The sequence below is a fragment of the Agromyces sp. MMS24-K17 genome (genome assembly GCF_043950245.1).
Taxonomy (GTDB): domain Bacteria; phylum Actinomycetota; class Actinomycetes; order Actinomycetales; family Microbacteriaceae; genus Agromyces.
Map to the genome: position 1 here is coordinate 1,644,007 of NZ_CP171640.1, position 19,608 is coordinate 1,663,614.

Genomic DNA, 19,608 nt, shown 5'->3' on the forward strand with positions numbered 1-19,608 from the left:
GGCTCGCGATCGATCACGTGTGGCGGGTCTCCTGTCGGTCGGGGGAAGGAGGGAAGGTTCCGATTCTACGAGGGCGATGCCGTGCCGGCCCGATTCCCGGTGCCGGGTTGACAGGGGCGGTGGGGAAGGTTCGGGGTACCCCCCGGCGCGGCATCCGTCAACGGGGTGCGCCGCGCCGCCGCACGTCGTAGCGTCGGGGGAGGACGAGGAGGTGGCGGTGGCCGCACGCAACGTCGACCAGCTCGACGCCGTCGTCGTCGGTTCGGGCCCGAACGGCCTCGCCGCCGCCGTCACGCTCGCCCGCGCCGGCCTCTCGGTGCGGGTGCTCGAACGGAACGACACGATCGGCGGCGGCGCCCGCACCCTCGAGCTCACGCTCCCCGGCTTCCGGCACGACCTCTGCTCGGCGGTGCATCCGCTCGGCCTCGCCTCCGGGTTCTTCCGCGCCTTCGGGCTGCACCGGCGCATCCGCTTCGAGGTGCCCGCGCTCTCGTACGGCCACCCGCTCGACGGCGGCCGCGCCGGGCTCGCGTGGCGCGACCTCGACCGCACGGTCGACGAGCTGGGTGCCGACGGGCCGGCGTTCCGCCGACTGATGGAGCCGCTCGCCCGGCGAGCCGACCAGGTGGCGCGGTTCACCGGGACGTCGCTCGTCGGCGTGCCGCGGCATCCGATCACGACCCTGCGCTTCGGCCTGCGCGCGCTCTGGCAGGGCGGGCCGGCGTGGAACGCCGGGTTCGCCGAGGACGTCGCGCCCGCCATGCTGACCGGCATCGCCGCGCATGCGATCCTGCCGCTGCCCAGCCTGGGCGCCGCGGGCGGCGCGCTCGCGCTCGGCGCGTACGCGCACGACCGGGGCTGGCCGATCCCCGTCGGCGGCAGCCAGGCGATCAGCGACGCGATGGTCGACGACCTGGTCGCGCACGGCGGCGAGGTGGTCACGGGCGTCGACGTGCGCTCGCTCGCCGACCTGCCGACCTCGCGGGTGGTGTTGCTCGACGTGAGCGCGCGCGGACTCGCGCGGATCGCCGGCGACCGGCTCCCCGACCGCTACGTCGAGGCCCTCGAGCGGGTGCGCATCGGCAACGCGGTCGCGAAGGTCGACTTCGCGCTCGCCGAACCGGTGCCGTGGGCGAACCCCGACCTGCGTCGGGCGGGCACGCTGCACCTCGGCGGCACGCGTGCCGAGATCGCGGCGGCCGAGAACGCGGTCGCGCGCGGACACCACCCGGATGCCCCGTACGTGCTGGTGTCGCAGCCGTCGGTGTTCGACGCGACCCGGGCGCCCGCCGGGAAGCAGGTGCTGTGGACGTACACCCACGTGCCGCGCGGGTCGAGCGTGGACCGCGCCGAGGCCGTGATCGCGCAGGTCGAGCGGTTCGCGCCGGGGTTCCGCGACACGATCCTCGCGGTCTCGAGCGGCACCGCCGTCGACACCGAGGCGCACGACGTGAACTACGTGCTGGGCGACATCGCGACCGGCGAGCCGAACCTCGCGCAGCTCGTGCGCCGCCCGGTGCTCTCGCGCGACCCGTGGCGGACGCCGGCACGCGGCGTGTACCTCGCCTCCGCGGCGACCGCGCCGGGGCCCGGCGTGCACGGCCTCGCCGGATGGTACGCGGCGCGGAGCGCCCTGCGGCACGACTTCGGCATCACGCGGATGCCCCGCCTCGCGCCCGAGGCCTGAGCGCGCGGCGGCTCCCCGCGGCGGCATCCCTCAGAGGTCGACGACCTCGAGTTCGACCTCGACCGGGCCGCCGTCGACGAGCCCCTCCGCCTTCCGTACCGCCTGCTTCACGGGGAGCACGTACTGCCCCGACTTCGACTCGGGGAACACCGAGGTCGTCCAGGTGGTGCCGCCGACCCGCACCCGGACCCGCACGGCGCCGAAGCCGCGGGGCATCCGCGGGACCTCGCGGATGTCGTCGGAGGCCTCCTCGGGCAGGCGCACGAAGAACCAGTTGGCCTGGGCCTCCCACTCCCAGAGCGGCGCGGTGAACGTGAAGCGCATGGTCGGCACGCTACCGCGGGCCGCCGACACGAGCATCCGACGGCGGGGCGCCGTCGGCGTCAGGCCTCGGCGTCGCCGGCGTCCTTCGCGCGCCGGGCCGCGCGCTGCGCCTTGACCGCCCGGAAGGAGAGCTGCACGGTCACGAACGCGAGGAGCACGACGAACAGCCAGGTCGCGAGCTCGGGCGAGAGCAGGAACGACACCGCCACGCCGCCGAACGACGCGACGACCGCCGCGATGCCCACCGTGAGTCCCTGGCGCAGGTCGACGAGCTTCGCCCGCGTGTTCGCGACGGTACCGGTGATCGAGGTCGGGATCATGACGAGCAGCGAGGTGCCCTTCGCCACGAGGTCGCCCATGCCGAAGCCGCCGATGAACACGGGCACCATCAGCAGGCCGCCGCCGATGCCGAACAGGCCCGACGCGATGCCGACGAACAGGCCGAACGCGACCAGGAGCACCGCGACGAGCGGCGTCATCTCGAGGTGCGCGTCGGTGCGGTCGGGCACGTCGACGAGCACCATGCGGATCGCGATGAGCACGAGCAGGGCGATGAAGCCCCAGCGCAGCACCGTCAGCGGCAGGCGGCGCAGCAGCATCGCGCCGATCCACGAGCCGGCGATGCTGCCGATCGCGACGAACAGCGCGGCGAGCCAGTCGACCTGGCCGCCCACGAGGTAGCCGATCGATCCCGCGATCGACGCGGGCAGGATCGCCGCGAGCGACGTCGCCGACGCCCGCCGCTGGTCGAGGTGGGCGAGCCACATCAGCAGGGGCACCATGATGATGCCGCCGCCCACGCCGAACAGCCCCGAGAGGAACCCGCCGGCGAGGCCGATGACGATGAGGCGGACGAGGCTGACGGGCGCCGCAGGCGCGGCGGGGGCGGGCGTGGTCACCCGCCAAGCGTAACCGCGCGTCACACGGCCGGATGCCTCAGCCCGGCTCGACCTCGTCGCGCCACGAGTGCTGCGGGTCGAAGCCCAGCTCGCGCCGCGCCTTGTCGATCGACAGCAGGGTGTCGTTGACGCCGAGGTCGCCGCGCAGTTCGACGCCGGGGAACACCTCGGCGACGAGTTCCGCGTTCGGACGGGTCATCACCGTGTCGGCGGCCGCGATCACGTACCGCTCGAAGCCGGGCTTCGCGTTCCGCAGGGCGAGGCTCACCGCCTGCGCGCCGTCGCGCGCGTCGATGTAGCCCCAGAGGTTCCACTTGCGCAGGCGGGCGTCGGCGTCGAACGAGGGGAAGTCGGCGTAGTCCTCGGGGTCCATGACGTTCGAGAACCGGAATGCGGTGATCGACAGCTCCGGGTCCCAGCGCACGAGCTGGATCGCGAGCTGCTCCTCGAGGTGCTTCACGAGCGAGTACGTCGACTCGGGGCTCGTCACGTGCTCGTCGACGGGGATGTACGGCGGCGGCACGTCGAACGGCAGGCCGAGCACGGTCTCGCTGGAGGCCGTCACGACGCGCTTCACGCCGAGCCGGCGCGCGGCCTGCAGGACGTGGTACGTCGACAGCATGTTGTTGCGGAAGGTGGTGACGTCGTTCACCAGCCCCGGCGCCGGGATCGCGGCGAGGTGCACGATCGCGTCGGTGCCCGAGTGCTGCTCGTCGATGCCGGCGAGGGCGTCGACGACCTGCCCGTAGTCGGTGAGGTCGACGTGCACGACGCCGCCGCGCTCGCCGAGGCGGTCGAGGTTCACGACCTGGTGGCCCTCCTCGCGGAGGGTTCGGACGACGGTGCGGCCGAGCTTGCCCGAGCCGCCGGTGACCACGATGCGCATGACCCAAGTCTCGCACCGCCGCGTCCACGCGGATCGCGGCGTCCCCCCAGCTTTCCTCCCTAGGCTCGCGGCACACCCGCCCCGAAGGAGGAGCTCCGTGCAGTGCCCCAATGACGGCGCCGTGCTCGTGATGAGCGAGCGCAGCGGCATCGAGATCGACTACTGCCCCACCTGCCGGGGGGTGTGGCTGGACCGAGGCGAACTCGACAAGATCATCGAGCGCGCCGCGCAGGAGTTCGGGCCGCAGGCCGGCGCGGCCCCGGCGGCGCCCGCTGCGGCACCGCAGGCGCCGGTCCCGCCGCAGCCCTCGTACCCGGGCCGGCAGCAGCCCTATCCGGCGCAGGCGCCGCAGTCGTCGAACCCGATGGCCGACCTGCTCCGCGGCGTCACCGGAGGCGATCGCGGGTACGACCGCGACCGCGGCTACGACGGCGACCGCGGCTACGACGGCGACCGCGGCTACGACCGCGACGACCGGTACGGCCGGAAGCGCAAGAAGGACAACTGGCTCAGCGACCTGTTCGACTGAGCTCGGGCGGCGCCGTCGGGGACGGCGGCGCCGCAGCCACCTCCGCGCCGCGTACCAGGCGTGCCGCCGTGCGCCCGACCGCCAGCACGAGCCATCCGACCGCGACGATCGTGACGCCCAACGCCGCGCCGATCGAGTTCGCCAGCAGGTCGCGCGGGTCGGAGATGCGGTCGTCGAGCGGGATCTGCACGATCTCGACGACGACGCTGACGTCGACGGCCGCGACCAGCGCGCCGATCCAGCGCCGCGGGCCGAGCAACAGGGCGAACAGGGCCGCGAGCGGCACGAACATGGCCACGTTCGCCGCGAACTCGCGCGGCGAGCCGATCGCCCACGTGTCGGGGTCGAGCCAGATCGACGGCGTGAGCACGCCGTACTCGGCCTCCCACCCGATGGGATGCCACGACACGGTGCCGAGCGTCGCCCACGCCACCAGCGCGAGGTACGCCCCGGTGAGGAGGACGAGCGCGGCGCGGCGGGTCATGCCTCCAGCCTGACGCCGCCGCCTATGAAGCCGCCGGACATCCCCGGGCGATTCGCTGGGAGCCCGGCGCGCCGCCGTACGGACGCCGGATCCGCCCGGGTCGCCGGGCCGGCCCGCCGCCCGATCAGCCCTGAGCCGGCGCCCCGGCCGAGATGTTCACCAGCCAGCCGATGCCGAATCGATCGGTCAGCATGCCGAACGCGTCGCCCCACGGGGCGACCTCGAGCGGCTCGATGATCGTCGCGCCGTCGGAGAGCGCCTCCCAGTAGCGACGGAGCGTCGCGTCGTCGTCGCCCGAGAGCGAGATCGAGAAGCCGTTGGGCACGTGGTACTCCATGCCCGCGGGAGTGTCGGCGGCCATCAGCGTGAGGCCGGGGCCGTCGAGCTGGCCGTGCATCAGCTTGTCGTCGTCGGGGCCGCCGTCGCCCTGGCCGAACTCGGCGAACGTGCTCACGTTGAGCTCGCCGCCGAAGATCGAGTGGTAGAACTCGAGCGCCGAGCGGGCGTTGCCGTCGAAGCTGAGGTACGGGTTGAGTGTGACGGCCATGACGGCCTCCCTTCGTGGCGACGGCGTCGGCGACGCCGCCACGGGCGATTCTGCCCCTCCCCGCCGACGGCCGCGAGGGGGAGGGGCAGGCGCTCGACGTCAGTTCACGGGCGCGCCGCCGACGGTGACGTTCGGCCCCTGGAGGTCGACGTCGGGCAGCTGCACGTGGACCTCGTCACCGAGGTCGACCCGGCCCGGCAGCGAGGGCAGGCGCACCGAGCCCTCGCCCTTCGCCGCCGCGTTGCCGGCGGCCGTGCCGCCGACGAACGCGCCGAGCAGGTCCTTGATGGTGAGGCCCAGCGTCGAGCCGAGCATCGCGTCGACCTCGGTGATGCCCGAGACGGCGTTCTTCGCGAGCTGTCCCGCGCCGTCGGTCGACACGACCGTCAGCTGGTCGATGTTGCCCATCGGGGCGGCGAGCTCGCGCGCGAGCGCGGGCAGCACCTCGATGAGGCGCATCTGCAGCAGCGCCTCCGACTGCTCGGCGACGGCCTGCGCGGCCGCCTTCGTCGCGGCCGCCTCGGCCTGGCCCTTGGCGAGGATCGCCTCGGCCTCGGCCGCACCCTCGGCGGCGAGCGCCTCGGCGGCGGCACGACGGGCGTCGCGGTCGGCGTCGGCCTGGAGGCGGGCGGCCTGCGCGGCGGCCTCGGCGGTGACGCGGACCCGGTAGGCCTCGGCGTCGGCGACCGCGTTCACCTCGCTCTCGAGCTCGGCCTTGCGGAGGTTGGCCTTCTTCTGCGCGGTGATCTCCTGCTGGGCGACGACCTCCTGCTGGCTGAGGGCCTCGGCGAGCGGGCGGGCGGCCGCGGCCTCGGCGGTCGCCTTGTCGGTCGCGCGCTGCAGTTCGGCCTTGCGCAGCCAGAGCGCGGCCTCGCGCTCGGCGACGGCCTGGTCGGCGGCGATCTGCGCCTCGCGGGACTCGCGCGTGGCCTGCGACTCGGCGACCTCGGCCTGCTTGCGCACCTTCGCCTGCTCGGCCCGGCCGAGGTCCTCGATGTAGCCGTTCGAGTCGCTGATGCCCTTGATCTCGAACGAGTCGACGTCGAGGCCCTGGTTCTCCAGCGACTTGCGGGCGATGTCGAGCACCGCGGCGCTCAGCTCGTCGCGCTTGTTGATGATGGTGAGGACGTCGGTGGCGCCGACCGAGGAACGGAGCGAGCCCGACAGCACCTCGAGGGCGAAGGCGTCGATGTTCTTGTCCTGCCCGAGGAAGCGCTGGGCGGCGGCGCGGATCGAGGCGTCGGTGTCGCCGACCTTGACGATGGCGACGGCGTCGACGTTCATGGTGATGCCGTTGGCGGTCTGGGCGACGGCCTGGATGTCGATCGCGCGCGAGCGCAGCGAGATCTTGTGCGCCTTCTGGAAGAACGGCATGACCCAGACGCCCTGGCCGTGCACGACGCGCTGGCCCGACTGCTCGGTCTCGATGCCGTCGACGAGCCGGCGCTTCGAGCGCTTGCCGGTGATGATCACGGCCTCGTCGGGGCTGACGTTCTTGTAGAGCACCTTCGCGTAGATGAACACGAAGAGCACGACGACGAGGACCGCCGCGACGATGGCGAGGATCGGATTGGAGAGGAGGTCGGGCACGACGGAGCGGTCCTTTCGAGGGTCACCCGGGCGGCGGGTCGGCCGCCCGCGGAGGTGGGGTGCTCGCATGCTAGCGGGCGCAGGAGGCGAATGGGGAGATCGGCTCCGGTTCGAGGTGACACGGACGGGTGAGCCGGGTGTTGACAGTCCGCAGCGACGGGCGTACATTAATCAACCAATAGGTTGATCAACTGAAAGGTTGATAATGCAGTTCGATCCCAGTGCCGAGACACGGCTCGACCGGGCGTTCCTCGCCCTCGCCGACCCGGTCCGTCGCGGGATCATCGCACGGCTCAGCCGAGGACCGGCCACGGTCAACGAACTCGCCGAGCCCTTCGAGATCACCAAGCAGGCGGTCTCGAAGCACATCCAGGTCCTCGAGCACGCGGGGCTCGTCACCCGCACCCGAGACGGCCAGCGCCGCCCGGTGCACCTCGCACCGGCCGCGCTCGAGGACCTCACCGCCTGGATCGACCGCTACCGGCTCATCCACGAGCAGCGGTTCCGGGCACTCGACGCGCTGCTGGCGACGCCGCCGGCCGCAAGCGACAAGGAGCAGGGATCATGAGCAACCCCGTCACCATCACCGCCCCCGAGGGGCTTCCCTTCATCGAGATCGTCCGCGAGTTCGACGCACCCGTGGCCGCCGTCTTCGGTGCCCACCGCGACCCCGAACTCGTGCGCCGGTGGCTCGGCCCGAACGGGTACGAGATGGACATCGCGGAGTGGGACTTCACCACGCACGGCGCCTACCGCTACGTGCACCGCGACCCGGAGGGCAACGCCTGGGGCTTCCACGGCACCTTCCACACCGTGCGCGACGACGAGTTCGCCGTGCAGACGTTCGAATTCGACGGCGTGCCCGACGTGGTCGCCGTCGAGACGATCACCTTCGAGGACCTGGGCGGCGGCCGCACCCGGCTCACCGGCCGGTCGACCTACCCCAGCGTCGAGGCCCGCGACGGCATGGTGCAGTCGGGCATGGAGCGCGGCCTCCGCGAGGGCTACGAGCGCCTCGACGAGATCGTCGCGGAGGGGTGAGCACGATGCCCGAGATGGACTGGACCCTCGAGGTCGTCATCGTGCCGGTCTCCGACCTCGACCGGGCGATCGAGTTCTACCGCGACCGGGTCGGCTTCGTGCTCGACCACGACACGCACGCCGGTGACCAGCGGTTCGTGCAGCTCACCCCGCGCGGCTCCGGCTGCTCCATCGTGATCGGCACGCTGCCCGCGCAGAACGAGATGGCGCCCGGGTCGCTGAAGGGCGTGCAACTGATCGTGGCCGACGCCGAGGCCGCGCGCGCCGAGCTCGTCGGCCGCGGCGTCGATTGCGGCGAGATCATGGTGATCGACCCGCGCGACGGCGGCACCTTCTTCGGGTTCTCCGACCCCGACGGCAACAGCTGGGCGGTGCAGCAGATCACCGCGCGAGCGGCGCAGCCGCTCATCCCGCACGAGGCCAGGCAGCGGTTCGGCGCCGAGCAGGAGGCATCCGACCGCGCGTGACGTGCCGGCCGGCGGTCGAGCCCGTCGAGACCACGCAACCACCGGTGGCCGAGCCTGTCGAGACCACGACGGGCTCGACCACCGGCGGCGGTGGTTTCGACAGGCTCAACCACCGGCGGTCGACCGCCGGGGTGCGACTACTTCTTCCAGACCTGCACGACGCTCGGCCGCGGGCCGCCCCACGCGCCGCCGGCCAGCGAGCCCGGCGCGACGTAGTCGGGGAAGAACGAGGTCTGCGCCGCCCACGTGCCGTTCTCGCCCGGGTGCTGCACGGCGACGTACACCATGCGGTCCTCGTCGCGGATCACGGGCCCGCAGGTCTCCGACTCGCGCGGCACCGACAGGAACTGCTGCACGTGCCCGCGCTCGGGGCCCTCGAGCGGCACCTTGAACAGGCCGTCGCAGAGGCCGATCGTCGAGGGCGCGCCGTCGGTCGAGATCCAGAGGTTGCCCTCGGAGTCGAACGCGACGTTGTCGGGGCACGAGATCGGCGACACCTTGTCGGCCGGGAAGCCGGCGAAGTACGTCGACGGGTTCGTCGCCGGGTCGCCGCAGACGAGCAGGATGCTCCAGCCGAACGTCGTCGCGCGGGCGTCGTCGCCGGCCTCGGTGATCTCGATCACGTGGCCGTCGCGGTTGTTCGACCGCGGGTTCACCTCGGTCGCGCCCTCCTTGCCGGGCTTGCCGCGGTCGGTGTTGTTCGTGCAGGCGATGTACACGCGTCCGGTGCGCGGGTTCGGCTCGACGTCCTCGCAGCGGTCCATCTTCGTCGCGCCGACCGCGTCGGCGGCGAGGCGGGTGTTGACCAGCACCTCCTCGGTCGTGAAGCCGGGGACCTGGCTCACGCCGTCGATCACCAGCGCGACCCACTCGCCCGTTCCGTCGAACTGCCCGTCGCTCGGCAGCGCGCCCGTGCCGGTGATCTCGGCCGCCGGCGAGTCGCCCGTGAAGCGCGCGACGTAGAGCGAGCCGGCAGAGAGCAGCTTCTTGTTCGCTGAGCGGTGCGCGATGCCGTTGCGGTACCGGTCCTTCGACACGAACTTGTAGAGGTAGTCGAAGCGCTCGTCGTCGCCCATGTACGCGGCGACGTGGCCCGACTTGCCGACGATGACGTTCGCGCCCTCGTGCTTGAATCGGCCCAGCGCGGTGTGCTTCACCGGCGGCTCGTTCGGGGCGAGCGGGTCGATCTCGACGATCCAGCCGAAGCGGTTCGGCTCGTGCTCGTAGCCCGGGTTGCGGGCGTCGAAGCGGGGGTCGACGGCCTCCCAGCCGCGCGCCGTCGCCTTGTCGGCGAGGCCGTACCGGAGGTCGGCCGTGCTCGTGCCGGCGGTGCGGAAGTACCCGTTGAAGTTCTCCTCGCCCGAGAGCACCGTGCCCCAGGGCGTCGTGCCGCCGGCGCAGTTGCCGAGGGTGCCGAGCGCCTTCGTGCCGGTCGGGTCGGCGGTCGTCTTCAGCAGGTCGGAGCCGGCGGCGGGGCCGTCGAACCGGAACTCGGTGCTCGCGGTCACGCGGCGGTTCAGCGGGGCGCCGACGAGGTACTTCCACGGCTTCTTGCGGCCGGTGCGGTAGAGCTGCACGACGGCCATGCCGTGGGCGGCCATGCCGATGCGGCGCTGCTCGTTCAGGGTCGCCTCGTCGGCGGCCGGCGGGAACATGATGTTCTCGTTCGTGTACTCCTGGTTGGCGACGAGCACCGCCGTGTAGCCGAGCGGCCCCTCGATGATGTCGAGGTAGTCGTTGTTGTACCCGAACTGGCGGGCCTGGAGCTCGGCGGTCTGCTTCGACGGGTCGAACGCGTCCTTCTTCGAGAACAGCGGGTCGCCCCAGCGGATGATCGGCGACCACGTGTAGCCGTCGGGCACGACGAACGCGTCGGTGACGGCGGGCTGCGGGGCGATCGGGGTGAACGGCAGCTTCGAGGGCTGGGCGGCGTACGCCGACGGCGCGTCGCCGGCGACCGACGTGCCGATGACCACGGCGGCGGCGCCGACGGCCGCGCCCGCGAGGAGGGTGCGGCGCGACATGCTCGCGGAGACGACGTCGCGGAAGTAGGCGTTGTCGGACTGGTTCGGGACGGGGTGGAAGCACGCGTCGGCGCACTTCAGGTGGCAGGTGACGGCGCTGCGCTTGCCGGTCGTGTGGCCCTGCATCGGCAGGAGCGGGATCAGGGCGCGGCGGCTCGGGGCGAGCGCGGGAGCGGCGGGCGCCGGCGCTGCGGGGCGGGCGGCCGCGGGGTGGTCGATCGTCGTCATCGGGGAGTCCTCCGGTGGTCTCGGGCGGTCGGGGCCGGCGGGGTCGGGTCGCGCCCGCGCGGCTCGGTGCCCAGCGTGGCCCGCGTCCGAGGGCCACGGGCGAATCCCGGATGACTGCCGGGTGAACCTTCCGTGACGCGACCCTGTCTTTCGTCGCGTGACAGGAAGGGACGCATGGTTCCGATTCGCCATTGCATCACCGCCGGGGCCGGTGGATCATGTCGGAGGGGGAAGCGATGGGGCGTGAGTCGAGGGCCTACTGGCTCGATGCGGGTGACCGGGCTGCCGTGGTCCTGCGGCTGGAGTGGGATGCGCTGACGGTGCGCGGCGACCGGCGGGCGGTGGTCCCGCGGAACGAGTTCCAGCGGGTCGGCGAGCACGACGGCGTCGTGGAGCTGGATGCCGCGTCGGGACGCTACCGGTTCCAGCTCGGCCGGGCGGCGTCCGACTGGGCGGCCGCGCTCGCCGCGCCGCCGCGCCCGCTCGACGAGAAGCTCGGCGTCGGGTCGGAGGTCTCGGTCGCCGTCCGCGGCGACCTGCCCGTCGACGTGCTCGAGGAGGCCCTCGTCGACTCGCCGCGGCTCCCGCCGTGGGAGGCCGACGTGGTGGTCGCCGTCGTCCCCGACGAGGACGACCTCGCGGGCCTGCCCGACTGGCTCCAGGAGACCGGCGTCACGTCGCCGGTGTGGGTCATCCACGGCAAGGGCCGCGACTGCCTCGCCCCGGGTGACGCGGTCGTGCGGCGCGTCATGCGCGACGCCGGCTACCGCGACACGAGCACGAGCGCCGTCGCCGAGTGCTGGTCGGCGACCCGCTACTCGCCCGCCGGCCACTGACCTGCGACGATCGGGGGATGGCCTCGACCGATCCCGCCGTCCTCCGCTACGCCGCCTTCACGGCCGACCCCGCCGGTGGCAACCCCGCCGGCGTCGTGCTCGACGCGACCGGGCTCGACGACGCCGCCATGCAGGCCATCGCGACCGAGGTGGACTACGCCGAGACCGCGTTCCTCGTCGGCGTCGACCCCGACGGCGCCCGGGTCATCCGCTACTTCTCGCCCATCGCCGAGGTGCCGTTCTGCGGCCACGCGACCATCGCGACCGCGGTCGCGCTCGCCGAGCGCGACGGGCCGGGCACGATCCGCTTCCGCACCCCCGTCGGCGAGGTGTCGATCGGCACCACGGCGGATGCCTCCGGCGCGAGCGCCGCCTTCACGAGCGTCGAGCCGGTCGTGGTGCCGCTGCCCGACGCCGACCTCGATCGGGTGCTCGCGCTCCTCGGGCTCGGCCTCGACGACCTCGACGAGGCGCATCCGCCGCGGCTCGCGGCAGCCGGCAGCCCGCACCCCGTGCTGGTGCTGCGCGATGCGGCCGCGTTCGACGGCTTCACGTTCGACCCGGCCGAGGCTCGGGCGCTGATGGACGAGCGGGGCTGGCCGGCGACGATCGCCGTGTTCCGGAAGGTGGACGCCGACGATGCCGGCGGCCGGTACGAGGCGCGCAACGTCTTCCCCGTCGGCCGCATCACCGAGGACCCGGCGACCGGGTCGGCGGCGGCCGCCTTCGGCGGGTACCTGCGGGCGCTGGGCCTGGTGGACCCGCCCGCCCGGGTCGTGATCGCGCAGGGCCGGCACGTCGGCCGTCCGGGCGAGCTCGTCGTGGACGTGCCCGCCGCCGGCGGGGTCGTCGTGACCGGCCGAGCGGTGCCGATCGGCTGAGACGGGGCATCCGTCGGCGCCTTCCGACCCGCCGTGGGCCGGAGCACGCAGGGGTAGCGTGGATCGCATGCAGACCCGCGTTCTCGGCCGTACCGGCCGCACCGTCTCCGTGATCGGCCTCGGCACCTGGCAGCTCGGCGCCGACTGGGGCGAGGTCGACGAGGCCGACGCCCTCGCCGTGCTCGACGCGGCGTACGACGCCGGCGTCACGGTCTTCGACACCGCCGACGTGTACGGCGACGGGCGCAGCGAGGCGCTGATCGGCCGCTGGCTGCGCGAGCACCCGGACTCGGGCGTGACCGTGGCGACGAAGCTCGGGCGCCGCCTCCCGCAGGAGCCCGAGAACTACTCGATGGCGAACTTCCGCGCCTGGACCGACCGCTCGCGCGCCAACCTCGGCGTCGACACGCTCGACCTCGTGCAGCTGCACTGCCCGCCGACCGTCGTCTACTCGACCGACCGCGTGTTCGACGACCTCGACACCCTGGTCGCCGAGGGCGCGATCGCGAACTACGGCGTCAGCGTCGAGACCGTCGAGGAGGCGCTCACCGCGATCGCGCGGCCGAACGTCGCGACGGTGCAGATCATCCTCAACGCGTTCCGGCTGAAGCCGCTCGACGAGGTGCTGCCCGCGGCCGAGGCCGCCGGCGTCGGCATCATCGCGCGCGTCCCGCTCGCCTCGGGCCTGCTGTCGGGCCGCTACACGCTCGACACCACGTTCGCCGCGAACGACCACCGCACCTACAACCGGCACGGGGAGTCGTTCGACGTCGGCGAGACCTTCTCGGGCGTCGACTACGCGACGGGCGTGCGCGCGGCCGGCGAGTTCGCCGAGCTGGCCCGCGCCGCGGCGGTGCACGCGACGACGGCGCAGGTCGCGCTGGCGTGGATCGCGGGGCTGCCGGGCGTGAGCACGGTCATCCCGGGCGCCCGGTCGCCCGAGCAGGCCCGAGCGAACGCCGCCGCCGGGTCGCTCGCCCTGCCCGCTTCGCTCGACGAGGGCGTGCGCGAGTTGTACGACCGCGAGCTGCGGGCGGCGATCCACCCGCGCTGGTAGCGGCGCGGTGTGGGGCGGGTCGGGCGCCCGGGTACCCGGGCTGGCCCGGCCGCCTCAACGGGCCCGGCTTGCCCGGTCTGGCCCGGTCGCCCGGGCCGCCCCGGCCGGCCCTCTGCTCGCGTGTCGATCGCTCCCGCGGATGAGGAGAAGCGGGGGACGCCCCGGCGTGCCGCGGCGCGACGCGCCGACGGCCGCCGGATTCCTCCTCATCCGCGGATGGCGGCGGATGCCTCGGGTGTGACGGATGCCTCGGGTGTGACGGATGCCCCGGGCGTGGCGGATGCCTCGACCGATCCGGACGGCACGGATGCCTCCGCCGGCCCGAGCGGCTCGACCCGCGCCGTCCGGGGCGCGGCGGCGACCGCGTCTGCGGCGCCGCACCGGGCGACCTGCGCGATCCACGCGTCGCGCCGTTCGGGGGTGGAGAACCGCACCGCGGGCAGGCGCGTGATGCCGCGCACCTGCACGCCGCAGTAGCGCAGCACGGCCCGGGCGAGCGACGTCTCGCTGGCGTTGCGGTAGACGAGCCGGTTCCAGAAGCCGGGCGAGTCCATCGTCATGACGAGTCGCGCGGTGCGGCCGGCGAGCAGCGGGTCGGAGACGTGCCCGCGCCCGTAGCGGAACGCGAACCCCGACGTGTAGACCCGATCGATGTAGGCCGACAGCGCCGCCGGGTACGTGCCCCACCACTGCGGGTAGGCGAACACCAGGTGGTCGGCCCAGGCGACGTCGTCCTGCAGGTCGCGGATCACCGGGTCGAGGTGGTCGCGCGTGCCGTCGCGCGGGACGCGCAGGTCGTCGCGGTCGGCCGGGTCGTGCGGGAAGCGGATCGTCGCGAGGTCGGCGACGCGCACCTCGGCGCCCGCGGAGCGGGCGGCCTCGGCGTAGGCGGTGCCGAGGGCGTGGACGTAGGAGTCGGCGAGCGGCGTGCCGATGACGAGGAGGATGCGACGCATCACGTGCCTTTCTGGTCGAGGAGCGCGAGGAGCGTTCCGAGGTCGCGGTGCAGGGCGCCGAGGTCGAACTCGGCGTCGTCGAAGAGGTCGGTGAAGCTCTCGTCGAGATCGGCGGTCGCGCGCACGACGAGGTCGAGGCCGTCGTCGGTGAGCGCGACGACGAGCCGGCGGGCGTCGGCGGGGTCGGGCATGGTGCGCACCCACCCGGCGGCGACGAAGCTGGGCAGCCGCTTGCTGACGGCGGCCTTCGTGATGTGCAGGCACTCGGCCAGCTCGGTGAGGTCGGGATGCCCCGGCCGCTGGATGCCCGCGAGCACCGCGAGCACCATGAACTGGCTGTAGGTCATGCCGAAGCGGCTCCGCAGGTGCTGGTCGGCGAAGGCGTCGAGCCGGTCGACGAGCAGGTGCAGGGTCACGGTGACGCGGTCGCCGAGCGGCGAGTTCGCGGGGTCGTGGTGCAGATCGGTCACGGGAGACAGTCAACTGGTTGACGATCTGATTGTCAACCAGTTGACCAAATTGGCTGCGGCCGGTCCGGCCCCGGCTCGAGCCATCCGTTCCCATCGCGGATGAGCCATCCGTTCCCATCCCGGATGAGGAGGAATCGGACCGCCGCCGGCGCGTCGGCAAGCGACACGCCGGCGCGCGGCTGATTTCTCCTCAGCGGGTGCGGGTGCGGGTGCGGGTGCGGGTGCGGGTGCGGCTGCGGCTGCGGGTGCGGGCGCGCGGGCTCACCGCCGCCGCTCGAACTCCCACCCGGTGATCCACTCCGGGTCCTCGCCGTGCGCGTACGCGTAGGCCCGGGCCTCGGCACGGGCGGCGTGCCAGTCCTCCGCGATGGCGGCCGCCTCCGGCCCGTCCTTCAGCCCGGGCACCCGCTCGAGCACGTCGAGCGCGAGCCGGTACCGGTCGAGGTCGTTGAGGTGCACCATGTCGAACGGCGTGGTCGTCGTGCCGTTCTCCTTGAACCCGCGCACGTGGATGTTGCCGTGGTTCGTGCGCCGGTACGTGAGCTGGTGGATCAGCGTGGGGTACCCGTGGAACGCGAACACGACGGGCCGGTCGACGGTGAAGATGCGGTCGAACGCCGGGTGCTCGAGGCCGTGCGGATGCTCCTTCGAGTCCTGGAGCCGCATCAGGTCGACCACGTTCACGAACCGCAGCCGCAGGCCGGGGATGCGCTCGCGGAGCAGCTGCGCCGCGGCGATCGCCTCGAGCGTGGGCACGTCGCCGGCGCTGGCGAGCACGACGTCGGGCTCGAGCCCCGGGTCGTCCTCGCTGCCCGCCCAGTCCCAGATCGAGACGCCCGCCTCGCCGTGTCGGCGGGCCTCCTCGATGGTCAGCCACTGCGGCTGCGGCTGCTTGCCGGCGACGACGACGTTCACGTGGTCGACCGTCTGGAAGCAGTGCTCCATGGTCACGAGCAGGCAGTTCGCGTCGGCCGGGAGGTAGACGCGCACGACCTCGGCCTTCTTGTTCACGACGATGTTGAGGAACCCGGGGTCCTGGTGGGAGAAGCCGTTGTGGTCCTGCCGCCACACGTGGCTCGACAGCAGGTACGTGAGCGACGAGATCGACGCGCGCCACGGGATGTCGTCGGAGGCCTGCAGCCACTTCGCGTGCTGGTTGAACATCGAGTCGACGATGTGGATGAACGCCTCGTAGCTGGTGAGCAGCCCGTGCCGCCCGGTGAGCAGGTAGCCCTCGAGCAGGCCCTGCATGAGGTGCTCGCTGAGCGCCTCGATCACGCGGCCCTCGCGGGCGAGGTGCACGTCGCCGGCGACGAGCTCCTCCGCCCAGGCGCGCTCGGTCACCTCGAACACGGCGTCGAGGCGGTTCGAGGCGACCTCGTCGGGCCCGAAGAGGCGGAACGACGTCGGATGCCCCGCCATCACGTCGCGCAGCCAACGCCCGAGCACGCGCGTGGACTCGCCCTCGACCCACCGGCTCTCGGGGATCTCGATCGCGTGCGCCTCGATCGGCGGCAGGTCGAGCGGCCGGCGCAGCACGCCGCCGTTCGCGTGCGGGCTCGCGCTCATGCGGAGGTCGCCGTCGGGCACGAGCGGCGCGAGGGCGGCGGCCGGGCGGCCGTCGGCGTCGAACAGCTCCTCGGCGCCGTAGCTGCGCAGCCACTCCTCGAGCAGGGCGAGGTGCGCCGGGTTGTCGCGCACGCCGTCGAGCGGCACCTGGTGGGCGCGGAACGTGCCCTCGACGGGGACGCCGTCGACCTCCTTCGGGCCGGTCCAGCCCTTCGGGGTGCGCAGCACGATGAGCGGCCAGCGTGGGCGCGGGGCATCCGAATCGCCCGGGGCATCCGATGCGCCCGTGGCATCCGACCCCGACGCGGCCGACCGCGCGGCCTGCCGGATGTCGCGGATCGCGTCGTACGCGGCGTCGAGCGCGTCGGCCATGCGCGCGTGGACGAGCATCGGGTCCTCGCCGTCGAAGCCGCCCGTGACGAAGATCGGCGCGTAGCCGTGCCCGACGAAGAACGCCGCGAGCTCCTCCTCGGGGATGCGCGCGAGCAGCGTCGGGTTCGCGATCTTGTACCCGTTGAGGTTCAGGATCGGCAGCACCGCGCCGTCGGTGACGGGGGAGAGGAACGCGTGCGCGCGCCAGCTCGCCGCGAGCGGCCCGGTCTCGGCCTCGCCGTCGCCGATGACGCACGCGACGACCAGGTCGGGGTTGTCGAGGGCCGCGCCGTACGCGTGCATGAGCGAGTAGCCGAGCTCGCCGCCCTCGTTGATGGAGCCGGGCGTCTCGGGCGCCGCGTGCGACGGGATGCCGCCGGGGAATGAGAACTGCCGGAACAGCCGCTGCATGCCCGGGCCGTCGGCCGTCACCTCGGGGAACAGCTCGCTGTACGTGCCCTCGAGCCAGGTGTTCGCGACCATCGCGGGGCCGCCGTGGCCGGGACCGCAGATGTAGATGGTCGGGGTGCCGCGCCGGGCGATGACCCGGTTGAGGTGCGCGTAGACGAGGTTCAGCGCGGGCGACGTGCCCCAGTGGCCGAGCAGGCGCGGCTTGATGTCGTCGCGGGTGAGCGGGCGCTCGAGCCGGGCGTTGTCGAGCAGGTAGATCTGCCCGACGCTCAGGTAGTTCGCGGCGCGCCACCACGCGTCGACGGTCTCGAGGTCGACGGTCGCGCCGTCGACGGATGCCTCGCTGCCCGATGCCGGTCCGGCGGATGCCTCGCCGGCATGCCGCCCGGTCGTCGTCGTGCCCGTGTCGCCCATCGGAACCCCCGTTCGATGCCACCGGTGCCGGATGCGCCGGCGGAGCGGCCCCCCGCTCCCACCGAGCCTAGGCCGGGCCGTGCCCGCGGCGCAGCAGTAGGCTCGAAGCGATGCCCCGTGTTCAGCCGCCCGCCACGAAGGCGGGGTGGTGCGCGTGATCGGCATCGTGACCGGGTTCGCGGTCATCGGCCTGGCGATCCTCGTCGGCTGGATCGCGGCGCGCACCGGCGTCGTCGGGCCGGAGGCCCGGCCCGTGCTCGCCCGGCTGAACTTCAGCGTGCTGGCGCCGTTCCTGCTCTTCTCGGTGCTCGCGACGGCCGACGTCGGCGCGCTGTTCTCGTCGCTCCTGCCGGTGTCGGCGATCGCCGCGGTGACGATGATGGCGATCTCGGCGGCGGTGTCGCTGCTGCTGTTCCGGCGGTCGGTGCCGCAGACCGTGATCGGGTCGCTCGGCGCGGGGTACGTGAACGGCAACAACTTCGGCATCCCGATCGCGCTGTACATGCTCGGCGACGCGGCGTACTCGGCGCCGGTCGTGCTGCTGCAGCTCGTGCTGTTCGCCCCGGTCGCGCTCGCCGTGCTCGGGGCGACCGTCGAGGGCCGCACCTCGGTCGCCGCGATCGTGCGCGGCACCCTCGGCAACCCGATCATCATCGGGTCCCTGCTCGGCGTCGGCGTGGCCGTCTCGGGGATCGAGCTGCCCGCCGTCGTGCTCGAGCCGATCTCGTTCATCGGCCATGCGACGGTGCCGCTCATGCTCATCGCCTACGGCATGTCGCTGCACGGGCAGCGCGTGCTCGCCGCCGGCGCCGGCCGGCGCGACGTGCTGCTCGGCTCCCTGCTGAAGCTCGTCGCCATGCCGCTGCTCGCGTGGGCGCTCGCGAGGTTCGCATTCGGGCTGTCGGACTTCGAGGTGTACGCGGTCACCGTGCTCGCCGCGCTGCCGACCGCGCAGAACGTGTTCGTGTTCGCGCAGCGGTACTCGACGGCCGAGATCGTCGCGCGCGACACGGTGCTCGTGACGACGGTCGGGTCGGTGCCCGTGCTCGTCGGGGTGGCGCTGCTGCTCGGAACCTGAGGCGACCGACCGGCGGGTCGCCGCCCGGCGTCGGCGGCGCCCGGCAGGATGGCGTCGGAAGGAGCGCCGATGCCGTTCGAGCGACACGACGGGGCACCGCTCGACGCGGTGCGCCTGGCCCAGCGACCGGCCGACGGGTACCGGTTCGACCTCGTCGAGGGATTCGCCTACGTCGACCCGGTGACGGGCGCGCGGTACCCGGTGCCCGGTGCGGGCGAGGCATCCGCCGTCGTCGCGACCGACCTCGCGTCGGTGCCGTCGGCGCTGTGGGGGTTCATCGCGAGCTACGGCCGGCAGTCGGCGCCGGCGCTGCTGCACGACCACCGGTCGCTCGTCGCCGACGAGCTCGCCCGTACCGACCGCCGAGCCGCGCTGGTGCAGCGGCGCGAGGACGACCGGGTGTTCCGCACCGCGCTCCGCGAGCAGCGCGTGCCGCTGCTGCGCGCGTGGCTCATGTGGGGGTGGGTGTCGGCCGATCGCGAGCGCACGTTCAACGGGGCGCTCGGCGGGGTCTTCGTCGTGCAGGCGGTGCTCGGCGCGCTGGCGGTGATCGCCGCCCTGGTGTTCGTGTGGTGGCAGCCCGCGTGGCTGCTGCTCCTGCTCGCGCCGGCCGTCGGCGCGCTGTGGTGGGGCCGGCTGGCGCCGCTGCAACTCGTGCTCGCCTATGGCAGCGGCCTGCTGGGCCCGCTCGTCGGCCTGCAGCTCGTCGCGCTGCTGCCGTTCCGGGCGATCGAGGCGCTCGTCGAGCTCGTCACCGGGGGAGACCCCGGCGGGGTGGTGCGGCCGACGGCGGTGCCGCCGGCAGGGGGCGGGCTCGGGGACCCGGCGCGGGGACGCGACTGAGCGCGACCCCGCACC

General features: G+C 73.3%; 20 protein-coding genes. 10 read left to right on the forward strand and 10 right to left on the reverse strand.

Annotation, left to right across the window (positions count from 1 at the left end; all coding sequences use genetic code 11):
* Positions 1-211: 211 nt before the first annotated feature.
* Complete coding sequence (locus ACGGZK_RS07365; protein WP_395245624.1) at positions 212-1,687, forward strand: phytoene desaturase family protein; 1,476 nt, start codon at positions 212-214, stop codon at positions 1,685-1,687.
* Between the two features lie 30 nt (positions 1,688-1,717).
* Here ACGGZK_RS07365 and ACGGZK_RS07370 read toward each other — a convergent pair whose 3' ends face one another.
* Genes ACGGZK_RS07370 through ACGGZK_RS07380 form a run of 3 tightly spaced genes read right to left on the reverse strand, consistent with a single transcriptional unit; the run spans position 1,718 to position 3,796 of the window.
* Positions 1,718-2,011, reverse strand: a complete 294-nt coding sequence (locus ACGGZK_RS07370; RefSeq protein ID WP_395245625.1) for a DUF1905 domain-containing protein — start codon at positions 2,009-2,011, stop codon at positions 1,718-1,720.
* A gap of 59 nt (positions 2,012-2,070) precedes the next feature.
* Positions 2,071-2,910 carry a sulfite exporter TauE/SafE family protein gene (locus ACGGZK_RS07375; RefSeq protein ID WP_395245626.1) on the reverse strand — a complete coding sequence of 280 codons (840 nt, stop codon included), beginning with the start codon at positions 2,908-2,910 and terminating at the stop codon, positions 2,071-2,073.
* A 37-nt stretch (positions 2,911-2,947) separates the two neighbouring features.
* Positions 2,948-3,796 carry an NAD-dependent epimerase/dehydratase family protein gene (locus tag ACGGZK_RS07380; RefSeq protein ID WP_395245627.1) on the reverse strand — a complete coding sequence of 283 codons (849 nt, stop codon included), beginning with the start codon at positions 3,794-3,796 and terminating at the stop codon, positions 2,948-2,950.
* 97 nt (positions 3,797-3,893) lie between these two features.
* On the opposite strand from ACGGZK_RS07380, the gene ACGGZK_RS07385 reads away from it, so the two are divergent.
* Positions 3,894-4,325: a zf-TFIIB domain-containing protein gene (locus ACGGZK_RS07385; protein WP_395245628.1), complete on the forward strand. Its 432-nt coding sequence runs from the start codon at positions 3,894-3,896 to the stop codon at positions 4,323-4,325.
* Here ACGGZK_RS07385 and ACGGZK_RS07390 read toward each other — a convergent pair.
* The 3 genes from ACGGZK_RS07390 to ACGGZK_RS07400 all read right to left on the reverse strand — a co-directional run bounded on the left by ACGGZK_RS07390 (position 4,306) and on the right by ACGGZK_RS07400 (position 6,946).
* Entirely contained in the window at positions 4,306-4,809 is a 504-nt protein-coding gene (locus ACGGZK_RS07390) for a VanZ family protein (RefSeq protein ID WP_395245629.1), read from the reverse strand. The two genes, ACGGZK_RS07385 and ACGGZK_RS07390, sit on opposite strands and share 20 nt — an antisense overlap.
* A 124-nt stretch (positions 4,810-4,933) precedes the next feature.
* Positions 4,934-5,356, reverse strand: coding sequence for a VOC family protein (locus ACGGZK_RS07395; RefSeq protein ID WP_395245630.1), 423 nt, complete (start codon positions 5,354-5,356; stop codon positions 4,934-4,936).
* A 99-nt stretch (positions 5,357-5,455) separates the two neighbouring features.
* On the reverse strand, positions 5,456-6,946 hold the full coding sequence (locus ACGGZK_RS07400) for an SPFH domain-containing protein (protein ID WP_395245631.1): 1,491 nt from the start codon (positions 6,944-6,946) through the stop codon (positions 5,456-5,458).
* A gap of 205 nt (positions 6,947-7,151) precedes the next feature.
* Here ACGGZK_RS07400 and ACGGZK_RS07405 point away from each other — a divergent pair, with 205 nt between their 5' ends.
* Genes ACGGZK_RS07405 through ACGGZK_RS07415 form a run of 3 tightly spaced genes read left to right on the forward strand, consistent with a single transcriptional unit; the run spans position 7,152 to position 8,454 of the window.
* The gene (locus ACGGZK_RS07405) at positions 7,152-7,514 is read left to right on the forward strand and encodes an ArsR/SmtB family transcription factor (RefSeq protein WP_395245632.1); all 363 of its coding nucleotides are present in this window, start codon (positions 7,152-7,154) and stop codon (positions 7,512-7,514) included.
* A complete protein-coding gene (locus tag ACGGZK_RS07410; protein WP_395245633.1) occupies positions 7,511-7,987 on the forward strand; it encodes an SRPBCC family protein in 477 nt (158 codons plus the stop codon). Before ACGGZK_RS07405 ends, ACGGZK_RS07410 begins: the two co-directional genes overlap by 4 nt.
* Before the next feature lie 14 nt (positions 7,988-8,001).
* On the forward strand, positions 8,002-8,454 hold the full coding sequence (locus ACGGZK_RS07415) for a VOC family protein (RefSeq protein WP_395245634.1): 453 nt from the start codon (positions 8,002-8,004) through the stop codon (positions 8,452-8,454).
* 137 nt (positions 8,455-8,591) lie between these two features.
* On the opposite strand, the gene ACGGZK_RS07420 is transcribed toward ACGGZK_RS07415, so the two are convergent.
* On the reverse strand, positions 8,592-10,604 hold the full coding sequence (locus tag ACGGZK_RS07420) for a PhoX family protein (RefSeq protein ID WP_395246047.1): 2,013 nt from the start codon (positions 10,602-10,604) through the stop codon (positions 8,592-8,594).
* A gap of 338 nt (positions 10,605-10,942) precedes the next feature.
* Here ACGGZK_RS07420 and ACGGZK_RS07425 point away from each other — a divergent pair, with 338 nt between their 5' ends.
* From ACGGZK_RS07425 to ACGGZK_RS07435, 3 genes are all read left to right on the forward strand, one after another.
* Positions 10,943-11,542, forward strand: coding sequence for a hypothetical protein (locus ACGGZK_RS07425; protein WP_395245635.1), 600 nt, complete (start codon positions 10,943-10,945; stop codon positions 11,540-11,542).
* 17 nt (positions 11,543-11,559) lie between these two features.
* Positions 11,560-12,423, forward strand: coding sequence for a PhzF family phenazine biosynthesis protein (locus ACGGZK_RS07430; protein ID WP_395245636.1), 864 nt, complete (start codon positions 11,560-11,562; stop codon positions 12,421-12,423).
* Positions 12,424-12,490: 67 nt separating this feature from the next.
* On the forward strand, positions 12,491-13,480 hold the full coding sequence (locus ACGGZK_RS07435; RefSeq protein ID WP_395245637.1) for an aldo/keto reductase: 990 nt from the start codon (positions 12,491-12,493) through the stop codon (positions 13,478-13,480).
* A gap of 206 nt (positions 13,481-13,686) precedes the next feature.
* Here ACGGZK_RS07435 and ACGGZK_RS07440 read toward each other — a convergent pair whose 3' ends face one another.
* From ACGGZK_RS07440 to ACGGZK_RS07450, 3 genes are all read right to left on the reverse strand, one after another.
* Positions 13,687-14,436, reverse strand: a complete 750-nt coding sequence (locus tag ACGGZK_RS07440; RefSeq protein ID WP_395245638.1) for an NAD(P)H-dependent oxidoreductase — start codon at positions 14,434-14,436, stop codon at positions 13,687-13,689.
* Positions 14,436-14,906: a MarR family winged helix-turn-helix transcriptional regulator gene (locus tag ACGGZK_RS07445; RefSeq protein WP_395245639.1), complete on the reverse strand. Its 471-nt coding sequence runs from the start codon at positions 14,904-14,906 to the stop codon at positions 14,436-14,438. The genes ACGGZK_RS07440 and ACGGZK_RS07445 overlap by 1 nt, the downstream gene beginning before the upstream one ends.
* Positions 14,907-15,167: 261 nt before the next feature.
* Positions 15,168-17,672, reverse strand: a complete 2,505-nt coding sequence (locus ACGGZK_RS07450) for a phosphoketolase (protein ID WP_395245640.1) — start codon at positions 17,670-17,672, stop codon at positions 15,168-15,170.
* A 145-nt stretch (positions 17,673-17,817) separates the two neighbouring features.
* On the opposite strand from ACGGZK_RS07450, the gene ACGGZK_RS07455 reads away from it, so the two are divergent.
* Complete coding sequence (locus tag ACGGZK_RS07455; protein WP_395245641.1) at positions 17,818-18,750, forward strand: AEC family transporter; 933 nt, start codon at positions 17,818-17,820, stop codon at positions 18,748-18,750.
* A gap of 69 nt (positions 18,751-18,819) precedes the next feature.
* The gene (locus ACGGZK_RS07460) at positions 18,820-19,593 is read left to right on the forward strand and encodes a DUF1353 domain-containing protein (protein ID WP_395245642.1); all 774 of its coding nucleotides are present in this window, start codon (positions 18,820-18,822) and stop codon (positions 19,591-19,593) included.
* Positions 19,594-19,608: the final 15 nt, after the last annotated feature.

What these genes read in the sequence shown, in the direction of transcription:
- ACGGZK_RS07410 (WP_395245633.1), top strand. Translation starts at nt 7,511, where the DNA reads ATGAGCAACCCCGTCACCATCACCGCCCCCGAGGGGCTTCCCTTCATC.
- ACGGZK_RS07435 (WP_395245637.1), top strand. Translation starts at nt 12,491, where the DNA reads ATGCAGACCCGCGTTCTCGGCCGTACCGGCCGCACCGTCTCCGTGATC.
- ACGGZK_RS07425 (WP_395245635.1), top strand. Translation starts at nt 10,943, where the DNA reads ATGGGGCGTGAGTCGAGGGCCTACTGGCTCGATGCGGGTGACCGGGCT.
- ACGGZK_RS07430 (WP_395245636.1), top strand. Translation starts at nt 11,560, where the DNA reads ATGGCCTCGACCGATCCCGCCGTCCTCCGCTACGCCGCCTTCACGGCC.
- ACGGZK_RS07420 (WP_395246047.1), bottom strand. Translation starts at nt 10,604, where the DNA reads ATGCAGGGCCACACGACCGGCAAGCGCAGCGCCGTCACCTGCCACCTG.
- ACGGZK_RS07395 (WP_395245630.1), bottom strand. Translation starts at nt 5,356, where the DNA reads ATGGCCGTCACACTCAACCCGTACCTCAGCTTCGACGGCAACGCCCGC.
- ACGGZK_RS07460 (WP_395245642.1), top strand. Translation starts at nt 18,820, where the DNA reads ATGCCGTTCGAGCGACACGACGGGGCACCGCTCGACGCGGTGCGCCTG.
- ACGGZK_RS07405 (WP_395245632.1), top strand. Translation starts at nt 7,152, where the DNA reads ATGCAGTTCGATCCCAGTGCCGAGACACGGCTCGACCGGGCGTTCCTC.
- ACGGZK_RS07380 (WP_395245627.1), bottom strand. Translation starts at nt 3,796, where the DNA reads ATGCGCATCGTGGTCACCGGCGGCTCGGGCAAGCTCGGCCGCACCGTC.
- ACGGZK_RS07450 (WP_395245640.1), bottom strand. Translation starts at nt 17,672, where the DNA reads ATGGGCGACACGGGCACGACGACGACCGGGCGGCATGCCGGCGAGGCA.
- ACGGZK_RS07415 (WP_395245634.1), top strand. Translation starts at nt 8,002, where the DNA reads ATGGACTGGACCCTCGAGGTCGTCATCGTGCCGGTCTCCGACCTCGAC.
- ACGGZK_RS07440 (WP_395245638.1), bottom strand. Translation starts at nt 14,436, where the DNA reads ATGCGTCGCATCCTCCTCGTCATCGGCACGCCGCTCGCCGACTCCTAC.
- ACGGZK_RS07370 (WP_395245625.1), bottom strand. Translation starts at nt 2,011, where the DNA reads ATGCGCTTCACGTTCACCGCGCCGCTCTGGGAGTGGGAGGCCCAGGCC.
- ACGGZK_RS07390 (WP_395245629.1), bottom strand. Translation starts at nt 4,809, where the DNA reads ATGACCCGCCGCGCCGCGCTCGTCCTCCTCACCGGGGCGTACCTCGCG.